The sequence below is a fragment of the Aeromonas sp. AE23HZ002T15 genome (assembly GCF_054165525.2).
Genome location: NZ_CM201342.1, coordinates 3549451 through 3568072, shown reverse-complemented (window position 1 = coordinate 3568072; position 18622 = coordinate 3549451). Strand labels below are relative to the sequence as shown.

The window sequence follows — 18622 nt, the reverse complement described above, 5'->3', positions numbered from 1 at the left end:
TGACCACGCCAGCACATTGAGAGGAGGTATCCCCTTGTTTCCACTGCCCGTTCGACTGCTTGCCCTGCTGCTGCTCTGCCTCGCGGCTCCGCTGCGGGCCCTGACCCTGACCCCGGTCGCGACCGATCTCGCCCACCCCTGGGGGCTGGCCTTCTTGCCGGATGGGGGTTATCTGGTGAGCGAGCGGCCCGGCCGATTGCTGCGCATCGACGCAAGAGGGGAGCGCCATCCGGTTTCCGGCCTGCCCCCCATCGCCGCTCAGGGCCAGGGTGGCTTGCTGGATCTCGCCCTGGATGGAGAGGGCTGGCTCTATCTCAGCTACAGCGAACCCGGTGACGGGGGCGCCGGCACCGCCGTGGCCCGCGCCCGGTTGCAAAAAGATGCGCTGACAGACTGGCAACTGCTGTTTCGCCAGCAGCCCAAGGTCGGCGGCGGCGCCCACTTCGGCTCCCGCCTGGTGCTGAAGGATGACTACCTCTTCATCACCCTGGGGGATCGCTACACGGAACGGGATAGGGCTCAGACCCTCGACAATCACCTCGGCAAGACGGTACGCCTCCATAGGGATGGCCGGGTGCCGGACGACAATCCCTTCATCAAGACGGCTGGCGCCCTGCCCGAGATCTGGAGCCTGGGCCATCGCAACATGCAGGGAGCCGCCCTGCGCCCGGGCAGCCAGCAGTTCTGGACCCACGAGCACGGCCCCCAGGGGGGTGACGAGGTCAACCTCATCCTGCCCGGCCACAACTACGGCTGGCCCAGGGTCACCTTCGGCGAGGAGTACGGGGGCGGCAAGATTGGTACGGGCCAGAGTGCCCCCGGCATGACGGCGCCGCTCTGGATCTGGGTACCTTCCATCGCCCCCTCCGGCATGACGTTTTATCAGGGGGAGCTGTTCAAGGAGTGGCAGGGGGATCTCTTCGTCGGCGCCCTGCGCGGCCAGGCCCTGATGCGCCTGAAACTCGAGGGGGACAAGATAGTGTCACAGGAGCGGCTGCTCACCGAGCTGGGGGAGCGGATCCGCACCGTCAAGGAGGGGCCTGACGGCGCCCTCTATCTGCTGACCGATTCGGGTCAGGGGCGCTTGCTGAGGCTCACCCCCTGATCCGGATGCGATGATGGCCGAGGCGCCACAAGGAGGATGTATGAACAAGTGTCGAAACCTGCTGGTGCTGTGCGCCTGCCTGTTGCTGCTTGGCTGCAACACCATCCACGGCATGGGTCGGGATGTGGAGAAGGCGGGCGAGGTGATCCAGAACTCGTCCAAGCTGGCAGACGAAGCCGCTCGCTAAGTCACGAGCAGCTTCCACCGTCCCTTAATCTGTGCCCGCCGTGGTCAGGGACGCCATGGTCAGCTTGACCCCGTGCTGGGCCAGCAGCTCCCGGGCGCTGTCCGGCAACTGATCGTCCGTGATGACCTGATCGATGGCATCCCAGCCCACCACGTTGAAGGTACCCACCTTGCCGTATTTGGACGAGTCGCAGATGAGGATGCGACTCGCCGCCGACTCCACCACAGCCCGCTTCACAGGCACCTTCTGCTCACTCGGGGTGGAGATCCCCTGCCCGTCCCAGGAAGAAGAAGAGAGGAAGGCTATGTCCAGGTGCAAGTTGCGCAGGAAGTGGGCGGTCGCCTCGCCGGCACAGGACTGGTTGTCGCGAATGACCTGGCCACCGGTGTGATAGAGGCGGCAGCGGCCGTGCTCGATGAGGTAGGCGCAGACCATGAAGTCGTTGGTCACTATCATCAAGTCTTCCCGCAGCGCCAGCTCGCGGGCCAGCTCCAGGGAGGTGGTGCCCGCATCCAGGTAGATGCTGCTGCCCTCCGTCACCTGGGCCGCCGCCAACCGGGCGATGGCGAGCTTGGCCCCCTGCATCAGGCTGCGCTTGGCAGCGTGGGAGGGCTCACTCTTGATCCGCTGGGAGAGGCTGACTCCCCCCGACACCGAGAGTACCCGCCCCATCTGCTCCAGTTTCTGGATATCCCGCCGTATAGTCATGTGGGAAACCTGCAGCAACTCGGTCAGCTCCACTATGCTGACCACGCCGCGCTCTGCCAGCAGGTGCAGGATCTGTTGCTGTCGCTCTACGGGTATCATGGGGTTCACACCTTGGGAAAAGAGGGGTCATTCTACCCCAGTGATCTGGGAAAAAATGATAAATAACCTCGAAGACGCTCACAAATAACATTTCTTCACATAAAAATGTGACCCATACAAATCCAAGCTTGATGAAATAACAAAAATTAACACATTCACAGTTAATTTTTGTGACAACAGCCTGATATTTCACCGCCACAAGCCTCTACTATCGGCTCATCAGTCGTTACCGAGGAATCACCAGATGAGCACTCCCTTCCACGTCGCCGTCATCGGCCTGGGTGCCATGGGCATGGGCGCCGCCCGCTCCTGCCTGCGGGCCGGGCTCACCACCTACGGCATAGATCTCTCCGAGCAGGCCCGCAGCCAGCTGCAACAGGCCGGTGCCGCCGCCGTCATGGCCGACGCCAGACCGCTCGCCGAGACCCTGGACGCTGTCCTGCTACTGGTGGTCAACGCCGCCCAGGTGCGCCGCATCCTGCTGGGGGACACGGGGCTCGCCCCTCATCTCAAACCGGGCACCGCCGTCATGATCTCCTCCACCATATCGGCGGCGGACGCGGCCTCCCTCGCCGGCGAGCTGGCGCAACTCGGGCTGCTGATGTTGGATGCTCCCGTCTCCGGCGGCGCCATCAAGGCCGATGCGGGGGAGATGACTGTCATGGCATCGGGTGCCGAGGCTACCTTCGACAAGCTGGCCCCCGTGCTGGACGCGGTCGCGGGCCGGGTCTATCGGGTCGGCAGTGACCCCGGCCAGGGCAGCACGGTGAAGATCATCCACCAACTGCTGGCCGGGGTACACATCGCCGTGGCCGCCGAGGCCATGGCGCTGGCGAGCAAGGCGGGCATCTCCCTGGATCTCATGTACGACGTGGTCACTCACGCCGCCGGCAACTCCTGGATGTTCGAGAACCGCATGCCCAGGGTGCTCTGTGGCGACTACCAGGCCCGCTCCGCGGTGGACATCTTCGTCAAGGATCTCAACCTGGTGGCGGATACCGCCAGGGCGCTGCACTTCCCGCTGCCGCTGGCCAGCACGGCCCTGAACATGTTCCTCGCCGCCAGCAACGCCGGTCACGGCCAGGAGGACGACAGCGCCGTCATCAAGACGTTCTCCGGCATCCAGCTGCCGGGACAGGAGGAGAGATCATGAAACTCGGGGTCATTGCAGACGATTTCACCGGCGCCACCGATATAGCAGGATTTTTGGTTGAGAGCGGCCTCTCCACCCTGCAGCTCTCGGGCGTCCCAAAAGACCATGATCTGCCCGAGGTGGATGCCATCGTCATCAGCCTCAAGAGCCGCTCCTGCCCGGTGGACGAGGCGGTGCGCGACTCCCTGGCGGCGCTCTCATGGCTCAAGGCCCGCGGCTGCCCGCGCATCTACCAGAAATACTGCTCCACCTTCGACAGCACGGCCCAGGGCAACATAGGTCCGGTCACCGATGCCCTGCTAGAGGCCTTGGGTAGCGACTTCACCCTGATCTGCCCGGCCCTGCCAATCAATGGTCGCACCGTCTATCAGGGCAACCTGTTCGTGGGGGCCCAGCCGCTGGCCGAGTCCGGCATGCGCCACCACCCCATCACCCCCATGCAGGACAGCAACCTGCTGCGACTGATGGAGTCCCAGGCCTCCGGCCGCGCCGGTCTGGTGCCCTTCGCCACCATAGAACGGGGCGCCGAAGCCATCGCCACCGCCTTCGGGCAACTGCAGGCCGAGGGAGTGCGCTACGCCGTGGTGGATACCCTCAACGAGCAACACCTGCTGGACATCGCCGCCGCCAGCCTGCAGCTACCGCTGCTCACCGGCGGCTCCGGCCTCGCCATCGGTCTGGCCCGCGCCCTCGGCGGTGGCGATCTGCAGGGGGCCCGCGAGGCGGGTTGGCCCAGCGTCAAACGTGCCGTGGTACTGTCCGGCTCCTGCTCCGAGATGACCAACCGCCAGGTGGCCCATTACCGTGAGCAGGCTCCCTCCTTGGCGCTGGACGTGGCAGCCTGCCTCGACCACCCGGATTACCCGGAGGAGCTCGCCCGCTGGGTGCTGGCACAGCCCTCCTCCCCCGCTCCAATGATCTATGCCACCACCAGCCCGGCGGAGCTGTCCCGCATTCAGGCAAGCCACGGCCTGCAGGCGGCGAGCGAGGCGGTAGAGCACTGCTTCGCCCGGCTCGCCCGGCTGCTGCGCGGCGCCGGGGTGGACGGCTTCATCATCGCCGGTGGCGAGACCTCAAGCAGGATCACCCAGGCCCTCGGCGTGAAGGCCTTCCACATAGGTCCGCAGATCGCCCCCGGCGTGCCCTGGGTGCGGGCCACGGATGCCCCCCTGTCCCTGGCCCTCAAGTCCGGCAACTTCGGCGACGAGGCCTTCTTCGCCAAGGCACAGGAGTTCCTCCATGACTGAACAAGCCTTGCGCGACACCATGGTGATGCTGGGGGCCTCCCTGTTCCAGCGTGGCTACGCCACCGGCGGGGCAGGCAACCTGTCGGCCCTGCTGCCGGACGGCACCCTGATCGCCACCCCCACCGGCTCCTGCCTCGGTCGCCTGAGTGCGGAGCGCCTCTCCCGGGTCAGCCTGCTGGGGGAGCATCTGGATGGGGATCGCCCCTCCAAGGAGGTGGCATTCCACCTGGCGCTCTATCACAACAATCCCGAGTGTCGGGCCGTGGTGCACCTGCACAGCACCCACCTCACCGCCCTCTCCTGCCTGGACGGGCTGGATCCGGCCAACGTCATCCGCCCCTTCACCCCCTACTACGTGATGCGGGTCGGCCAGTTGCCGCTCATCCCCTACTACAAGCCGGGGGATGCCCGCATCGCCGAGGAGCTGGGTCAGCGGGCCCGAGATGGCAAGGCCTTCCTGCTCGCCAACCACGGTCCCGTGGTGACAGGCAAGGATCTGGTCGATGCGGTCAACAACATGGAGGAGCTGGAGGAGACGGCCCGCCTCGCCCTGCTGCTGCACGGCCAGTCCATCCGCTACCTGAGCGAGCATGAGATAGATGAGCTCCGGAGGATGAAGCCATGAGCAGAGCCTGTGACGCCCCTCTGACCCGATACGAATTCAACGACTTGAGGAAGATAAAACCATGAGCAAGTTTGCCGCCAATCTGACCATGCTGTTTACCGAGGTCCCCTTCCTCGAGCGTTTCGCCGAGGCGCGCCGCGCCGGTTTCGAGGCGGTGGAGTTCCTCTTCCCCTACGACTGGCCCGCCGACGAGCTGGGTCGCCTGCTGCGCGAGCAGGAGCTGACCCAGGCGCTGTTCAACATGCCGCCGGGCAACTGGGGCGCGGGGGAGCGCGGCATGGCCGCTATCCCGGGACGGGAGGAAGAGTTTCGCGCCCATCTGCCCAAAGTGCGGGACTACGCCCTGGCGCTCGGCTGCAAGAAGGTGCACGCCATGAGCGGCATCATCGACCCGGCCCATAGCCTTGCGGCCCATCGCCAGACCCTGGTCGACAACATCCGCTTCGCCGCCGATTACCTGGCGGCCGATGGCATCAGCGTGCTGCTCGAGCCTCTGAACGATCGGGACGTGCCCGGCTACTTCCTGGCCCACCAGCTCGACGCCCTGGCCCTGGTGCAGGAGATAGACAGGCCCAACGTAGGGGTGCAGCTCGACCTCTATCACGCCCAGATCATGGACGGGGATCTGACCCGCCTCATCGGCAAGCTGGGCCCGGCCATCGGCCACGTCCAGATAGCCTCGGTACCGGATCGCCACGAGCCGGACGAGGGGGAAATCGCCTACCCCCACCTGTTCGAGGCGCTGGCCAGGGCCGGCTACCACGACTGGATAGGCTGCGAATACAACCCCAGAGCCAGCACCCACCAAGGGCTGGGCTGGCTGACCCAACAATAACAACGACACCCTACACACGAACGAGTCTGAGGATAACGAGATGCAAATCATCATCACCGGCGGTGGTGGCTTCCTGGGCCAGAAACTGGCCAAAGCCCTGCTGCAGAGCACACAATCCTTCACCGAGCTGCTGCTGGTGGATATTCAGCTGCCCCAGGCCCCCATCGCCGATGCCAGGGTGCACTGCCTGCAGGCGGATCTCACCGCCCCCGGTGTGGCGGAGTCCCTCATCAACGAGCAGACCGCCATCGTCTATCACCTGGCGGCCATCGTCAGCAGCCATGCGGAGCAGGACTTCGATCTCGGCTGGAAGGTGAACCTGGGCACCACCCGCACCCTGCTGGAGGCCTGCCGTCATACCAAACCCGGCATCCGCTTCATCTTCACCAGCTCGCTGGCCGTCTACGGCGGCCACCTGCCTGCCCTGGTGGACGACAGCACCGCCCTGACCCCGACCTCCTCCTATGGAGCCCAGAAGGCCATGGGGGAGCTGCTGGTCAACGACTACAGCCGCAAGGGCTATGTGGACGGTCTGGTGCTGCGCCTGCCCACCATCTGTGTGCGACCGGGCAAACCGAACCGGGCGGCCTCGTCCTTCGTCAGCAGCATCATCCGCGAGCCCCTGCAAGGGGAGCAGGCCATCTGCCCGGTGAGCACGGATCTGCGACTCTGGCTCTCCAGCCCGGCTACCGTGGTGGCGAACTTCCTGCTGGCGGCCAGGCTGCCTGCCACAGGTGACTGGCGCAGCGTCAACCTGCCCGGCATCAGCGTGACCGTGGGGGAGATGCTGGAGGCCCTCGGCCATGCGGGGGGTGCCGCGGCCCGGGAGCGGGTGCAATTTGCCGCCGATCCGGCGGTGGAGCGCATCGTCGCCAGCTGGCCGGGGCGCATCGACAATCAGCGGGCCCATGCCCTCGGCTTCACAGCAGACAGGACGTTTGCCGACATCATCGACAGTTTCATCACCCATGACATGCAGGAGGCATCATGAGCGACATCCCGACCCCCATCATAGGTCTCATCATCGCGGTCTTCGTGCTGGTGTTCCTGGTGATCCGCACCCGGGTACATGCCCTGATCGCCATGCTGGCGGCGGCCTGCATCGCCGGCATCACGGGCGGCATGAGCATCGACAAGACCCTCACCGTCATCACCCAGGGCTTTGGCTCCACCCTTGGCAGCATCGGCATCGTCATCGGCCTGGGGGTCATGATGGGCCGCCTGCTGGAGGTCTCGGGGGCGGCCGAGCAGATCGCCTACAGCTTCATCAAGTGGCTCGGCAAGCGCCGCGAGGAGTGGGCCCTGGCCATCACGGGCTACATCGTCAGCATCCCCATCTTCGTGGATTCCGCCTTCGTCATCCTCTACCCGGTCGCGAAGGCGCTGGCAAAAAGCGGCAAGCGCTCCCTGCTCACCCTGGGGGTGGCGCTCGCGGGCGGCCTGGTGGTGACTCACCACACGGTACCGCCGACCCCGGGGCCCCTGGGCGTCGCCGGCCTGTTCGGCGTGGACATAGGCGCCATGCTGCTGACCGGCATGGCGCTGGCCATCCCTTGCGTACTCGGCATCGTCTTCTACGCCCAGTGGCTGGACAAGAAATACCCCGAGTTCAGTGCCCAGGTCGCCCAGACCCCGGATGAGATGCAGGCTACCTATGAGACCTACCTCAAGGAGAAGGAAGGCAAGGCCCTGCCGAGCCTGACCCTGTCCCTGCTGCCGATCCTGGTGCCGATCGTGCTCATCTTCCTCAAGGCCATCTTCACCACCCTGGCCACCCTGGAGGGCATGGAGAGTCTGGCCGCCAACCCCCTGGTGCAGGGCATCAACTTCATCGGCGCCCCCATCATAGCGCTCGCCATCAGCGTGCTGCTGGCGGTCTACACGCTAGTGCCGCACATGGACAGACACGCCACCGCCGCCCGCCTGGAAGAGGGACTGCAATCCGCCGGCATCATATTGCTAGTGACCGGGGCCGGCGGGGCGCTCGGCGCCGTGCTGCGGGACAGCGGGGCGGGTCAGCAGCTGGCGGAGCAGATAGCCCAGCTGCCCATCTCCCCCATACTGATCCCCTTCATCGTCGCGACCCTGGTGCGCCTCATCCAGGGATCCGGCACTGTGGCCATGGTGACCGCGGCCTCCATCTCGGCCCCCATACTGGCCCAGATCCCCGGGGTCAACATGCTGCTGGCGGCCCAGGCCGCCACCATGGGATCCCTCTTCTTCGGCTACTTCAACGACAGCCTGTTCTGGGTGGTCAACCGCATGATGGGGATCTCGGACGTGAAGCAACAGATGATCGTCTGGTCCATCCCCACCACCATCGCCTGGGCCATCGGCGGCACCGGCGTAGCCCTGCTGAACCTGCTGTTCGGCTCCGGAGGCACCTGGTTAGACCCCGTGCTGCCGCTGCTGGTGCTGGCGCTCATCGTCTGGTACGTCAAGGGCCAGTCCCTGGCCCCGGCGACCGGTGCGGTGGCGAGCAGGGAGTCATAAGCGAACAGAACACGGGAACGCTGTGTGACGAGGGCCAGTCTGCTAGACTGGCCCTCTTTTTCATGCATCTGCCAAGGAGTGCTGGATGTCTGCTGTTTCCTGGTGGGATAGATCCACCGCCCTGGCCCTGCTCACCATCTTGCTGTGGGCCTCCCTCGCCGCCCTCACCTCCAGGGTCACCAGCGTCTCCCCCCTGGTACTGGTGGGGCTGGTGCTCTCCTTCTGCGGCCTGGGCGCCCTGCCGTTCTGGCGCCAGTGGCGGGCCCGTCCCGTTACCTGGCTGGTGACCATAGCGGCCCTGCTGCTCTATCACAGCCTGCTGTTCATGAGCTTTCGCCACGCCCCCGTACTGGAGGCGAACCTCATCAACTACCTCTGGCCCCTGTGCATCATCTTGTTCACGCCGCTGCTGCTGCCGGGCCACCCCCTGCGGCCCCAGCACCTGCTGGCGGGGGCCCTGGGCCTCGCCGGCTCCGTGCTGGTGATGGTGGATGGGGAGCTGAAGCTGCAGCAGGCCTATCTCCCCGGTTACCTGCTGGCGCTGGGCGCCGCCATCGTCTGGGGGGCCTACTCCGTGCTCTCCCGCCGTCTGCCCCCCGCTCCCGCCGTGGTCACGGCCGCCGCCTGCCTGCCCGCCGGGATCCTGGCCCTGCTGCTCGCCCGGGGATTGGAAGGGCCGCTACCCCTCGACCAGATCCCCCAGGCGGACTGGTTGCTCATCGCCGGGCTGGCCCTCGGCCCCATGGGGGCGGCCTTCGTCACCTGGTACCTGGCGCTGCGAGACGGGGATCCCCGCCGCATCGGGGCCCTGGCCTACCTGACTCCGCTCCTCAGCACCCTGCTGCTGGTGTGGCTGAACGGCGAGGCACTCACCTCCCGCCACCTGCTGGCGGGTGCCCTCATCATGGGGGGCGCCCTGCTCGGCCTGCTGGTGAAATCCCCGAAGCGTCAGGGAGTTGCCAAACCCTTGTCATAAAAACGCCATCACTCCTGCTTAAGCTCCAAGCCATTGCGTGGTTCAAGCAGGATGTTGACGTGAAAATTGCCCATTATGCCTCCCTCTCCTCCCTCGTCTTGCTGCTGGTCGCCGGCACTCAGGCCGCGGCCCTGTTCCATGGCTGGCAGCAGCTCAATGAGACCGAGCAGGCCCAGCGCCAGCACGAGCGACTGCAACAGCGGCTGAGCGGCCCTCTGCAAGAGGCGCTGCGCGACTACCTCGGCAGCGGAGATCCCCTGCGCTTGACCGAGGCGCAGGGGATACGCAAGCAGGCCCTCGGCCAGCTGGAGCAACAGGATCCCGAGCAGAGCGCCCCCCTGTACACCCTGCTGGAGCAGATGGGCACCCGCATCGACGGGGACTATCTGGCGGCGGGCAAGCTCTCCGGCAACAGCCAGTTGCTGCTGCAAAATGCCGAGAACGAGCTGACCACCCATGCCAAGGCCCTGCTGCGCTACGGCCAGCAGGGCGCAACGGGAGACGATCCCGCCACTGCCGATCGGTATCGGCAGGGGGCCGCCGACCTGCTGGCGACCCTGCCCGGCCTCGGCCACCTGCGTCAGAACTACATGGAGCAAGGGAGCCCCAAGTTGCTGGAGGGATTGCAATTCGAACTCGTCGCCCTGCAAAAGCAGGCGGATAGGCTGGCAGCCCTGCCGAGCCTGAAGCTGTTCGAGGAGGCCCCCGCCGATGAGTTCACCCTGGGGGAGCCGGCGCGCAAGGAGCTCGGCGATCAGCCCAGAGCCGAGCTGGTCTCCCTGCTCAAGCGCTATCCCCAGGAGCTGGAAAACAGCCGCAAGACGTTGCAACGGCAGCAGGTGGCGCGCCAGATGGTGCAGCAGGACATCAGTTTGCTGCTCAAAGAGGGGGAGACGCTCGGAGAGCGGCTCGCCGCAAAGCGCCAGGGGGTAAACAAGGAGCTAGGCGCCATCCTGGGTTCCCTCGCCCTCTGCCTGGTGGTGGTGGCCCTGCTGTTCGCCCTGGTACAGCGGCGCTGGCTGGTGAGGCCTTTGCTGCAACTGCGCGGCGCCTTCCTGCGACTCGACGCCACCGGCGAGGCGCAGATGCTGCCCGAGGGGCGGGAGCGCAACGAACTGGCCGACATAGTCGCGAGCTACAACCGCCTCATCCTGCGTCTGCAGCAGGATCAGCAGCAAAAGGCGGGGCAGCTATCCTCCGTCTCCCTGAGCCTGCAGGAGATGGTGGATCGGGTGCAGGAGATCCATCACAGCACCCGCACCACGGAGCAGGTGGTGGACGAGAGCGGCACCATGATGAGCGAGCTGAACCAGCTCGCCAGCGAGGTGCATCAGGTCGCCGCCGAGATAGCGCAACATGCCCAGCACAACGAACACTCCATGAGCCAGAGCGAGCAACTGGTGGGGGGCATGTTGGCCGCCACCGCCCAGACCGGCCTCGCCATCGACGAGAGCAGCGGCGCCCTGACCCAGCTCAAACGCTCGGTGGAGGACGTCACCGCCATCGTCGACGTCATCGGCCACATCTCCCAGCAGACCAACCTGCTGGCCCTCAACGCCGCCATAGAAGCGGCCCGTGCAGGCGAGCAGGGGCGCGGCTTCGCCGTGGTCGCCGACGAGGTGCGCCACCTCTCCGCCGATACCCAGCGCTCCCTCGGCCAGATCACCGAAATCCTGGCGAGCCTCACCCTGGCCGGGGATCAGCTCGCCACCGTGATGACCCGGATCACCAGCGAGGCCGCCGACCAGCGCCAGCAGGCCGAGCAGCTTCGCCAGACCACCCAGACGGTGCGGGAGATGGCCCGCAGCACCGCCGTCATCGCCCTGCAGGGAGCCGACAACGCCAGGAGCCAGGAGCACAGGCTGGCCAGCTTCGCCGCCCTCATCGGTCGCATCAGCCAACATGCCCGTCAGGGCAGCCAGCTCTCGGTGCAAGTGTCCGAGCACATCCACCACCAGGCCCGTCAGATCCCCCGCATCCTGGGGCAGGCCTGATCCCTCGCCACTGACCCGGCATGGGCCCCGCACCTGCTGGCGGGGCCTATCTTTTTTCGTGTCACAAAATTATCTGTTACCGGCCGGTTAACAAAGAAAGTTCTGCTTCCTCACCGAGTTTCATCCACGGCAACGGCCATTGCGCCATGAAAGCGCTGTCATCGCCGATATGCGCGGGATCAAAGTGTCCACACCAAGGGTCATGATTATTTGCACTCGGTCATATTTTTGAAACTTCGATGGAACTTCATGTTGATATTTCGCACCGCGAACGTACTCTTGTGGTGTCCAGCCGCCAAGGGTTGGACATAAAAAATAAAGATTGTAAATACACAGATACCCCCACTGATGCGCCAAGGCATACAGGGAGGGGCACAGCACAGACAAACGACTCTTTTTTGCCCTGCGGGGCCTTGATTGCAATGCCATTACCGAGCGGCGGGCCCGTGCCTGACTGCCGGACACAAAAAAAGCTAAGTCCATAAAATCAGGAGCAATACAAAATGGAAAAAGTGATTTTCAAGCGTGCCGCCTTGAGCGCCGCTGTGGTTGCCGCACTGGCTGCCCCGGGAATGGCCTTCGCCGCCCAGGACACTATGGGTCCGGGTTACGGAAAATCCTATGAGGCGTTTGCCGAAGACGCCAAAGTCACCGGCGGTCTGTTCTACTTCCAGCGTGAACGTGACCGCAAGCAGGCCGGTCCCGGCCAAGATGGCAAGTACCACTCCAACCTGAGCCATGCCACCACCCAAGCCGCCCTTAACTTCAACTCCGGTTATGCCTGGGATGTGGTCGGTATCGACGTGGGCGGCTTCGGCGCCTATGACCTGGCCGTCGACGAGAGCAACGGCGTCAACGAAGAGAACGAATTCTCCTTCTGGGGCGACAAGTGGGGTTCAGGTGGTGACGGTGTTCCCGAGAATGGCTTCAGCCTCTCCACCGCCGCTCTGAAACTGAAATTCTTCGATGGTGCCGTCACCGCCAAGGGTGGTTTCACCCAGCTCTACGTTCCCGGCATCCTCGGCGTCAACTGGTCCTATCAGCCCGGTACCTACCGCGGTGGCCAGATCGAAGGCAACTTCGGTGGTCTCTACCTGACCTACGCCATCGCCGACGAGTACAAGGCGCCCTGGTTCAAGAACACCGCCGGCTTCTCCAAGAGCAGCCCCTATGCCAGCGATCCCTTCACCGACGCGAACAAGATCGACTACATCCACGGTCTGGCCGCTCGTTACACCTTCGAGAACGGCACTGCGGTCACCGGTGGCTTCGGTCAGTCCGAAGGCTACATGGACAGCTACCACTTCAAGCTGGCTCACAAGTTTGATGTGCTGGGTGGCCTCTCCACCAGCTACCAGTTCTACGGTTCCGACACCGACAACAGCGATTACGATGGCCTGGCATGGCAGCAAGCGCTGACCGCCGCCTGGAACTACGCCCAATACGGCTTCCGCCTGGAAGGTCTGTGGACCAAGGCCGAAGGGGATCTGGGCAACTACCTGCCCCGTCTGACCCGTGGCTACGGCAACTCCCAGGGCGCGAACGAGATCTGGTGGGATTCCCGCTCTGACTGGAACCACAACGACGAGAAGGCGCTGTTCTTCGGCGTGACCCGTACCCTGGACGATCTGGTGGGAGCTCCTGGCTGGGCAGTCGGCGTATCCGGTGCCTACGGCTGGGATGCCAACAACGGCGACAGCTCCCTGGAAGGCGGCAAAGAGTGGGCGGCCAACTTCGACGTCATGTACACGGTGCAAGACGGCAAGCTGAAGGGCACCCTGTTCAAGCTGCACTACACCGACTACAACAACGAGCAGGACGACAAGGGCAGCTGGTACTACCCGAACATGTTCAGCTCCGAGCATGACGTCAAGTTCCACATCATCATGCCGTTCACCATCCTGTAATCGGGAGCGTGAATCATCCGGAAACCGGGCCCTTGGGCCCGGTTTTGTTTTTGGGCGGGGCAGGCTAACATGCCCATCACAGGACTCGACCGCCATCAAGGACACCCGCTCATGCCCCACCCCTTCGTGCTCATCACCGGCTGCTCAAGCGGCATCGGTCTCGCCGCCGCCAGGGCCCTCGGCGACCAGGGCTTCACCGTCATCGCCTCGGCCCGCAGGCAGGAGGATGTGGCGCGGCTGCAACAGTCGGGGTTATTGGCGGTACAACTGGATCTTGCGGACGAGGCCAGCATCAGCCGGGGGGCCGCCGAGGCGCTGGCCCTGGCCGGCGGTCGCCTCTACGGCCTGTTCAACAACGGGGCCTACGGCCAGCCGGGGGCGCTGGAAGACCTGCCCACGGCGGCGCTGCGGGAGCAGTTCAACACCAACCTGTTCGGCTGGCATCAGCTCATTCGCGAGGTACTGCCCGCCATGTTGGCGGCGGGAGAGGGACGCATAGTGCAGAACAGTTCGGTGCTCGGCCTGGTGGCCATGAAGTTTCGCGGCGCCTACAACGCCAGCAAGTTCGCCATAGAGGGCTACACAGATACCCTGCGCCTCGAACTCGCGGGCACCGGGGTACAGGTCAGCCTGATAGAGCCCGGCCCCATCGACACCCGTTTTCGCGCCAATGCCCGCGCCGCCTTCCTGCGCCACATAAATCCCGACACTAGCCGCCACAGCGCCGCTTATCAGCAGACCCTGAGCCGGCTGGAACGTGAAGGGGGGGCCCGCGGCTTCACCCTGCCAAGCGAGGCCTGCATCCCGCCGCTGCTGCACGCGCTCAGGAGCAAGCGGCCCAAACACCGCTACCCCGTCACCTTCCCGACCAGGCTGTTCACCGTGCTGCGCCGCCTGCTGCCGAGCCGCTGGCTGGACAAGCTGCTGATAAAATCCGCCTGACTCCGGGCAAGGATTGGGCCCACAACCCAGTCCACCCTGGCATCATTCAGTAGTGCTCGCCCTGGCTGTAACACTGGCTTTTGACAAGGATGGAGAGGGCCTGTACCACCTGGGATCCCTCTCCCGTCCCCCGCTCAGTAGTGCTGACCGTTGCTGTAGTACTGGCTTTTGACAAGGATAGAGAGGGCCTGCACCACCTGAGGTCCCTCTCCCGGCCCCGTTCAGTAATGCTGACCGTTGCTGTAGTACTGGCTTTTGACGATAGGCAGCACCTGCACCACCACATAGGTCTGCTCCCCCAGTACCGCCTTCAGATGGCGGGTGATGAGGGCGGCGGCGGTATCCTGCATCTCCTGGGGACGCTCGAACCAGACCAGCTCCACGAAGGGGAAACCCGCCTCCACCTGGCCGTCTCGCACCCACTGGCTCGGCACAGACTCCAGGGTGACAAACTCCGGCTTGCCGCCGGTGAGGGCGCAGAGATCCGCCGTCAGCGGGGCGCTTATCTGCTGCAGGGTGTCGACAGAAACTGCCCGAAAGCGAAGGTGGGGCATGGGAAACCTCTTGGCTGTGACGAATGAGGACTTATCATAGGGTTTATTGCCATGAAGCCAAGTCATCCGTTCATACAAGGAGCCCCATGAGATTCCATCGACCGCTGTTCTCCTTCCTGATCTGCCTGCTGCTGCCGCTGCAGGCCCTCGCCGACCCGGCCTTCTATCGCATCGAGAAAGGCAGTGAACAACACTGGCTGCTGGGCTCCATCCACGCGGGCAAACCCTCCCTCTACCCCTTGCCGGATCCCGTGGAGCGCGCCTGGCAACAGAGCCGCGCCCTGGTGATGGAGGTCGACATGACCCATGTCAGCCAGGCGCAGTGGCAGGAGATGGGGGCCATCACCCGGCTCGTCGATGGCAAGACCCTCAAGGATCACCTGCCCATCGACCTCTACCGGCGCACCCTGATCGCCGCCGGCCAGAACGGCCTCAATGAAGCCATCCTGACCCCGCTGCGCCCCTGGTTTGCGGCCATCACCCTGACCCAGGCGGCCCTGGAACGCACCGGCTTCAGCGGCCAATACGGGGTGGATCAGCACTTCGCCAAGCGGGCAAGCGAGGGGGGCAAACCCATCGTCGGCCTGGAGACCCTGCTGGAGCAGCTCGGCTACCTCGCCAGCGTCGGCGACAACCAGACCCTGATGCTGGAGAGCACCCTGGACGAGCTGCCGGAGCTGGAGAAGGGCTTTGGCGAGGTGATGAGCGCCTGGCAAAACGGCGATCAGGCGACCCTGATCAACCTGCTGAAAGAGGAGATGGCCCCACCCAAGCTGCAGGCCTGGCTGGAGCAGACCCTGCTGGCGGAGCGCAACCACAACTGGGTGGCGAAGTGGCCGACCCTGCCCAACGAGAGCTTTATCGTGGTAGGCGCCCTGCATCTTTACGGCGAGCAGGGGCTGCTGGCCCTGCTGGAGCGGCAAGGCTGGCGCATTACCCCACTCACCGAGCCGACCCCGCCCGCGGCCCAATAAGCCCTCCTCCCGCGGCCTCCCTAGTCCCGAGTGGGAGGCCGCTCACAGAACGGATTGCCGATTAAATAACCATGACGGGACTTGATCGGGATCATCTCCTTCCATCCAAAGAGGTATCTATCATGCCTGTCACCAAGGGATGACAGGAGTGGATGTGATGGAATTCTGGATGAACCTGATGTTTGGCAACAGCGTGGGCCTGATGTCCATGCTGGTGATAATCGGCACCTTCCTGCTGATCAGCGCCTACGCCGTCTACTTCATCTACAAGGTGATGCACGCCAAGCCGCCGACGGAAGAGCAGTGATCCCGCGATGCGGGTGATACACGCCCGCCGAGGGAAGTACGGGTCCGGGCGCTCGTTCGGGCGCCCTCCCCCATCTGCAGTCGAGCCTCCCCCGTGCCGCCATTCTAAGCGCGGGCCTAGCCCGCTATAATGCCTCCTCATTTTCATGGGGGGAGCCTGCCGTGCCACATGACGACGAATATTCACTCTTCCTGCAGGAGGTCGCCGACGTGCGACCCCTTCACAGCGACCGGATCGCTCCCCAGGGGGGCGACAGCGCCCCGACCGAGGCCCAGCTAGCGCGCCGCCAGGCCGCCAGCGCCGGCCCATTGCCCCAGGACATGCTCAGCATGGAGGCCATAGCGCTGTTGGATCCCCACGAGATCGTCGGCTTCAAGCGCGACGGGGTGCAGGAGGGGGTCTACAAGAAGCTGCGGCTGGGCAAGTACGAGCTGCAGGCGAGCCTGGATCTGCACCAGAAGACCCTCAACGAGGCGCGAACCGCCCTGGTACAGTTCATCGCGGATTGCGAGGTGCGGGATATCCGCTGCCTGCTGATCCTGCACGGCAAGGGGGAGCGCAGCACGCCGCGCGCCATGCTCAAGAGCCACGTCAGCGCCTGGCTGCCGCAACTGCCGGCTGTCATGGCCATGCACAGCGCCGAACGCCGCCACGGCGGCAGCGGCGCGCTCTATGTGCTGCTGCGAAAGAGTGAGCGCAAGAAGGCGGAGAACCGCGAGCGCCACCAGAAGCGCCTTCCCTGAGCCCCTGAACACCCTGGAGTGGCGAGGCACCCGGAGCCGGTGCTAGCATCATGACGCCCCGATCATGCCAGGTACGGGGTGCATCATCTCAGGGACGATAACAAGGACAATCCCATGTCATATCAAAAGCTTGAAAAACATCAGCAACAGCTGCACCGACTCTCCCACCTCAGTGCCATCTGCGGCTGGGATCAGGCCGCCATGATGCCGGAAGGGGGCAACGAGGCGCGGGCCGAGGCCATGGCCGAACTCGGCGTGCTCATCCACGAGAAACGCACCACCCCCGAGCTCGGCGACTGGATAGCCGCGGCCGAGGGCGAGAGCCTGGATGTCACCCAGCGTGCGAACCTCGCGGAGATCAAGCGCCACTGGCAGGATGCGATCCTGCTGCCGGGGGAGCTGGTGGAGGCGCTCTCCTTGGCCGGCAGCAAGTGCGAGCACGCCTGGCGCCGCCAGCGCAAGGAGAACGACTGGGCCGGCTTCGCCCCGAATCTCAAGGAGGTGGTACGGCTGTCGCGGGAGGTCGCACAGCTTCGTGCCGAGGCACTGAACGTGCGCCCCTACGACGCCATGTTGGCACTGTATGAGCCCGGCATGACGAGCGCGCGGCTGGACGGTATCTTCGGCGATCTGACGAGCTGGTTGCCCGGCCTTATCCAGCGCGTGAGCGAGCAGCAGAAGCGCGACACCCTGCTGATCCCGCAGGGCCCCTTCCCGATCGCGACCCAACAGGCGCTCGGCCAGGAGGTGATGGGGGTACTCGGCTTCGATTTCGCCCACGGCCGGCTCGATGTGAGCAGCCACCCGTTCTGCGGCGGCGTGCCGACGGACGTGCGCATCACCACGCGCTACAACGAGGCCGAGTTCGTCTCCAGCCTGATGGGCATAGTGCACGAGACGGGCCATGCCCGTTACGAGCAAGGGCTGCCGCGCCAACTGCTGGGTCAGCCGGTGGCCGAGGCGCGCTCCATGGGTATTCACGAGAGCCAGAGCCTGTTCTGCGAGATGCAGCTCGGCCACTCCCCGGCCTTCCTGTCGCTGCTCGCGCCGCGCATCCGTGCGCACTTCGGCGATCAACCGGCACTCGCTCCCGCGAACCTCGTGAAGCTGTACAACCGTGTCGAGCCGGGCCTTATCCGCGTCGATGCGGACGAGGTGACCTATCCCGCCCACGTGATCCTGCGCTATGAGCTGGAGCGCGATCTGATTGAAGGGCGCATTGAGGTGGCGGACATCCCGGAGCTGTGGGACATGAAGATGCAACAGTGGCTCGGCCTGTCGACGAAGGGCAATTACCAGAACGGCTGCATGCAGGACATCCACTGGACGGATGGGTCTTTTGGCTACTTCCCTAGCTACACGCTCGGCGCCATGTACGCGGCGCAACTGCGCTTCGCGCTGGAGCGAGAGCTCGGCGAGATGGGCAGCCTGATCGAAGCGGGCCGGTTGCCGGAGATCCTCGCGTGGCTCGGCCGCCACATCTGGTCCCAGGGCAGCGTGCATGACACGGACACGCTCATTCGCAACGCGACCGGCGAGGTGCTGAACCCGCAGTGGCTGCGCAAACACCTTGAGCAGCGTTATCTGAAGTAGCATCTGAAATAGCCCCGGCCCAGATGCAACAACGGCGCCCCGACCGAGGGCGCCGTTTTTTATCCCACTTTCCCGCAAGATCCTGCCCCCGATTATTTTTCCTATCCCTGTCCGTTTTTGGCTAGTCAGCCTCCGCCTCCCCGCTTAGTCTCAGGACATGAACCCAGTCAGCAGAGTCGA

At 64.8% G+C, this 18622-nt stretch carries 18 protein-coding genes; 16 read left to right on the top strand and 2 right to left on the bottom strand.

Annotated elements, in window-relative coordinates:
* Window positions 1-34: 34 nt before the first annotated feature.
* Together ACT5M9_RS16700 and ACT5M9_RS16695 are read left to right on the top strand one after the other, a co-directional pair.
* Window positions 35-1105 carry a PQQ-dependent sugar dehydrogenase gene (locus ACT5M9_RS16700; protein WP_457980287.1) on the top strand — a complete coding sequence of 357 codons (1071 nt, stop codon included), beginning with the start codon at window positions 35-37 and terminating at the stop codon, window positions 1103-1105.
* A gap of 40 nt (window positions 1106-1145) precedes the next feature.
* Window positions 1146-1292, top strand: coding sequence for an entericidin A/B family lipoprotein (locus ACT5M9_RS16695; RefSeq protein ID WP_457980289.1), 147 nt, complete (start codon window positions 1146-1148; stop codon window positions 1290-1292).
* 24 nt (window positions 1293-1316) lie between these two features.
* On the opposite strand, the gene ACT5M9_RS16690 is transcribed toward ACT5M9_RS16695, so the two are convergent.
* Window positions 1317-2099 (bottom strand): DeoR family transcriptional regulator, encoded by a 783-nt coding sequence (locus ACT5M9_RS16690; protein WP_457980291.1) that lies wholly within the window; start codon window positions 2097-2099, stop codon window positions 1317-1319.
* A gap of 244 nt (window positions 2100-2343) precedes the next feature.
* Here ACT5M9_RS16690 and ltnD point away from each other — a divergent pair, with 244 nt between their 5' ends.
* From ltnD to ACT5M9_RS16640, 10 genes are all read left to right on the top strand, one after another.
* On the top strand, window positions 2344-3252 hold the full coding sequence (gene ltnD, locus ACT5M9_RS16685) for an L-threonate dehydrogenase (protein WP_457980293.1): 909 nt from the start codon (window positions 2344-2346) through the stop codon (window positions 3250-3252).
* Window positions 3249-4499 (top strand): 3-oxo-tetronate kinase, encoded by a 1251-nt coding sequence (gene otnK / locus ACT5M9_RS16680; protein WP_457980295.1) that lies wholly within the window; start codon window positions 3249-3251, stop codon window positions 4497-4499. Before ltnD ends, otnK begins: the two co-directional genes overlap by 4 nt.
* A complete protein-coding gene (gene otnC, locus ACT5M9_RS16675; RefSeq protein WP_457980297.1) occupies window positions 4492-5124 on the top strand; it encodes a 3-oxo-tetronate 4-phosphate decarboxylase in 633 nt (210 codons plus the stop codon). The genes otnK and otnC overlap by 8 nt, the downstream gene beginning before the upstream one ends.
* 61 nt (window positions 5125-5185) lie before the next feature.
* A complete protein-coding gene (gene otnI, locus ACT5M9_RS16670) occupies window positions 5186-5959 on the top strand; it encodes a 2-oxo-tetronate isomerase (protein ID WP_457980299.1) in 774 nt (257 codons plus the stop codon).
* Window positions 5960-5999: 40 nt separating this feature from the next.
* Complete coding sequence (gene denD / locus ACT5M9_RS16665; RefSeq protein ID WP_457980301.1) at window positions 6000-6950, top strand: D-erythronate dehydrogenase; 951 nt, start codon at window positions 6000-6002, stop codon at window positions 6948-6950.
* Window positions 6947-8452 carry a GntP family permease gene (locus ACT5M9_RS16660; RefSeq protein ID WP_457980303.1) on the top strand — a complete coding sequence of 502 codons (1506 nt, stop codon included), beginning with the start codon at window positions 6947-6949 and terminating at the stop codon, window positions 8450-8452. The genes denD and ACT5M9_RS16660 overlap by 4 nt, the downstream gene beginning before the upstream one ends.
* Window positions 8453-8537: 85 nt before the next feature.
* Window positions 8538-9428, top strand: coding sequence for a DMT family transporter (locus ACT5M9_RS16655; protein WP_438550332.1), 891 nt, complete (start codon window positions 8538-8540; stop codon window positions 9426-9428).
* A 59-nt stretch (window positions 9429-9487) separates the two neighbouring features.
* On the top strand, window positions 9488-11422 hold the full coding sequence (locus tag ACT5M9_RS16650; RefSeq protein ID WP_457980305.1) for a methyl-accepting chemotaxis protein: 1935 nt from the start codon (window positions 9488-9490) through the stop codon (window positions 11420-11422).
* Between the two features lie 503 nt (window positions 11423-11925).
* Window positions 11926-13329, top strand: a complete 1404-nt coding sequence (locus tag ACT5M9_RS16645) for an OprD family outer membrane porin (RefSeq protein ID WP_457980307.1) — start codon at window positions 11926-11928, stop codon at window positions 13327-13329.
* Between the two features lie 111 nt (window positions 13330-13440).
* Window positions 13441-14271 carry an SDR family oxidoreductase gene (locus tag ACT5M9_RS16640; protein ID WP_457980309.1) on the top strand — a complete coding sequence of 277 codons (831 nt, stop codon included), beginning with the start codon at window positions 13441-13443 and terminating at the stop codon, window positions 14269-14271.
* Window positions 14272-14492: 221 nt separating this feature from the next.
* On the opposite strand, the gene ACT5M9_RS16635 is transcribed toward ACT5M9_RS16640, so the two are convergent.
* Window positions 14493-14825 carry a DUF1904 family protein gene (locus ACT5M9_RS16635; RefSeq protein ID WP_438550335.1) on the bottom strand — a complete coding sequence of 111 codons (333 nt, stop codon included), beginning with the start codon at window positions 14823-14825 and terminating at the stop codon, window positions 14493-14495.
* An 86-nt stretch (window positions 14826-14911) separates the two neighbouring features.
* Here ACT5M9_RS16635 and ACT5M9_RS16630 point away from each other — a divergent pair, with 86 nt between their 5' ends.
* The 4 genes from ACT5M9_RS16630 to ACT5M9_RS16615 all read left to right on the top strand — a co-directional run bounded on the left by ACT5M9_RS16630 (window position 14912) and on the right by ACT5M9_RS16615 (window position 18442).
* On the top strand, window positions 14912-15799 hold the full coding sequence (locus ACT5M9_RS16630) for a TraB/GumN family protein (protein WP_457980311.1): 888 nt from the start codon (window positions 14912-14914) through the stop codon (window positions 15797-15799).
* A 157-nt stretch (window positions 15800-15956) separates the two neighbouring features.
* Window positions 15957-16106, top strand: coding sequence for a DUF3149 domain-containing protein (locus ACT5M9_RS16625; RefSeq protein ID WP_434666082.1), 150 nt, complete (start codon window positions 15957-15959; stop codon window positions 16104-16106).
* Window positions 16107-16267: 161 nt separating this feature from the next.
* Window positions 16268-16849, top strand: coding sequence for a DNA endonuclease SmrA (smrA, locus tag ACT5M9_RS16620; protein ID WP_457980313.1), 582 nt, complete (start codon window positions 16268-16270; stop codon window positions 16847-16849).
* A gap of 114 nt (window positions 16850-16963) precedes the next feature.
* The gene (locus ACT5M9_RS16615) at window positions 16964-18442 is read left to right on the top strand and encodes a carboxypeptidase M32 (protein WP_457980315.1); all 1479 of its coding nucleotides are present in this window, start codon (window positions 16964-16966) and stop codon (window positions 18440-18442) included.
* The last annotated feature ends 180 nt before the right edge of the window (window positions 18443-18622 follow it).

Excerpts from the sequence above, each read along its gene's own strand:
- ACT5M9_RS16695 (WP_457980289.1), top strand. The coding sequence starts at position 1,146 with ATGAACAAGTGTCGAAACCTGCTGGTGCTGTGCGCCTGCCTGTTGCTG.
- ACT5M9_RS16635 (WP_438550335.1), bottom strand. The coding sequence starts at position 14,825 with ATGCCCCACCTTCGCTTTCGGGCAGTTTCTGTCGACACCCTGCAGCAG.
- ACT5M9_RS16660 (WP_457980303.1), top strand. The coding sequence starts at position 6,947 with ATGAGCGACATCCCGACCCCCATCATAGGTCTCATCATCGCGGTCTTC.
- otnK (WP_457980295.1), top strand. The coding sequence starts at position 3,249 with ATGAAACTCGGGGTCATTGCAGACGATTTCACCGGCGCCACCGATATA.
- ACT5M9_RS16630 (WP_457980311.1), top strand. The coding sequence starts at position 14,912 with ATGAGATTCCATCGACCGCTGTTCTCCTTCCTGATCTGCCTGCTGCTG.
- ACT5M9_RS16625 (WP_434666082.1), top strand. The coding sequence starts at position 15,957 with ATGGAATTCTGGATGAACCTGATGTTTGGCAACAGCGTGGGCCTGATG.
- otnC (WP_457980297.1), top strand. The coding sequence starts at position 4,492 with ATGACTGAACAAGCCTTGCGCGACACCATGGTGATGCTGGGGGCCTCC.
- denD (WP_457980301.1), top strand. The coding sequence starts at position 6,000 with ATGCAAATCATCATCACCGGCGGTGGTGGCTTCCTGGGCCAGAAACTG.
- ACT5M9_RS16615 (WP_457980315.1), top strand. The coding sequence starts at position 16,964 with ATGTCATATCAAAAGCTTGAAAAACATCAGCAACAGCTGCACCGACTC.
- ACT5M9_RS16690 (WP_457980291.1), bottom strand. The coding sequence starts at position 2,099 with ATGATACCCGTAGAGCGACAGCAACAGATCCTGCACCTGCTGGCAGAG.
- ACT5M9_RS16655 (WP_438550332.1), top strand. The coding sequence starts at position 8,538 with ATGTCTGCTGTTTCCTGGTGGGATAGATCCACCGCCCTGGCCCTGCTC.
- otnI (WP_457980299.1), top strand. The coding sequence starts at position 5,186 with ATGAGCAAGTTTGCCGCCAATCTGACCATGCTGTTTACCGAGGTCCCC.
- ACT5M9_RS16640 (WP_457980309.1), top strand. The coding sequence starts at position 13,441 with ATGCCCCACCCCTTCGTGCTCATCACCGGCTGCTCAAGCGGCATCGGT.
- ACT5M9_RS16645 (WP_457980307.1), top strand. The coding sequence starts at position 11,926 with ATGGAAAAAGTGATTTTCAAGCGTGCCGCCTTGAGCGCCGCTGTGGTT.
- ltnD (WP_457980293.1), top strand. The coding sequence starts at position 2,344 with ATGAGCACTCCCTTCCACGTCGCCGTCATCGGCCTGGGTGCCATGGGC.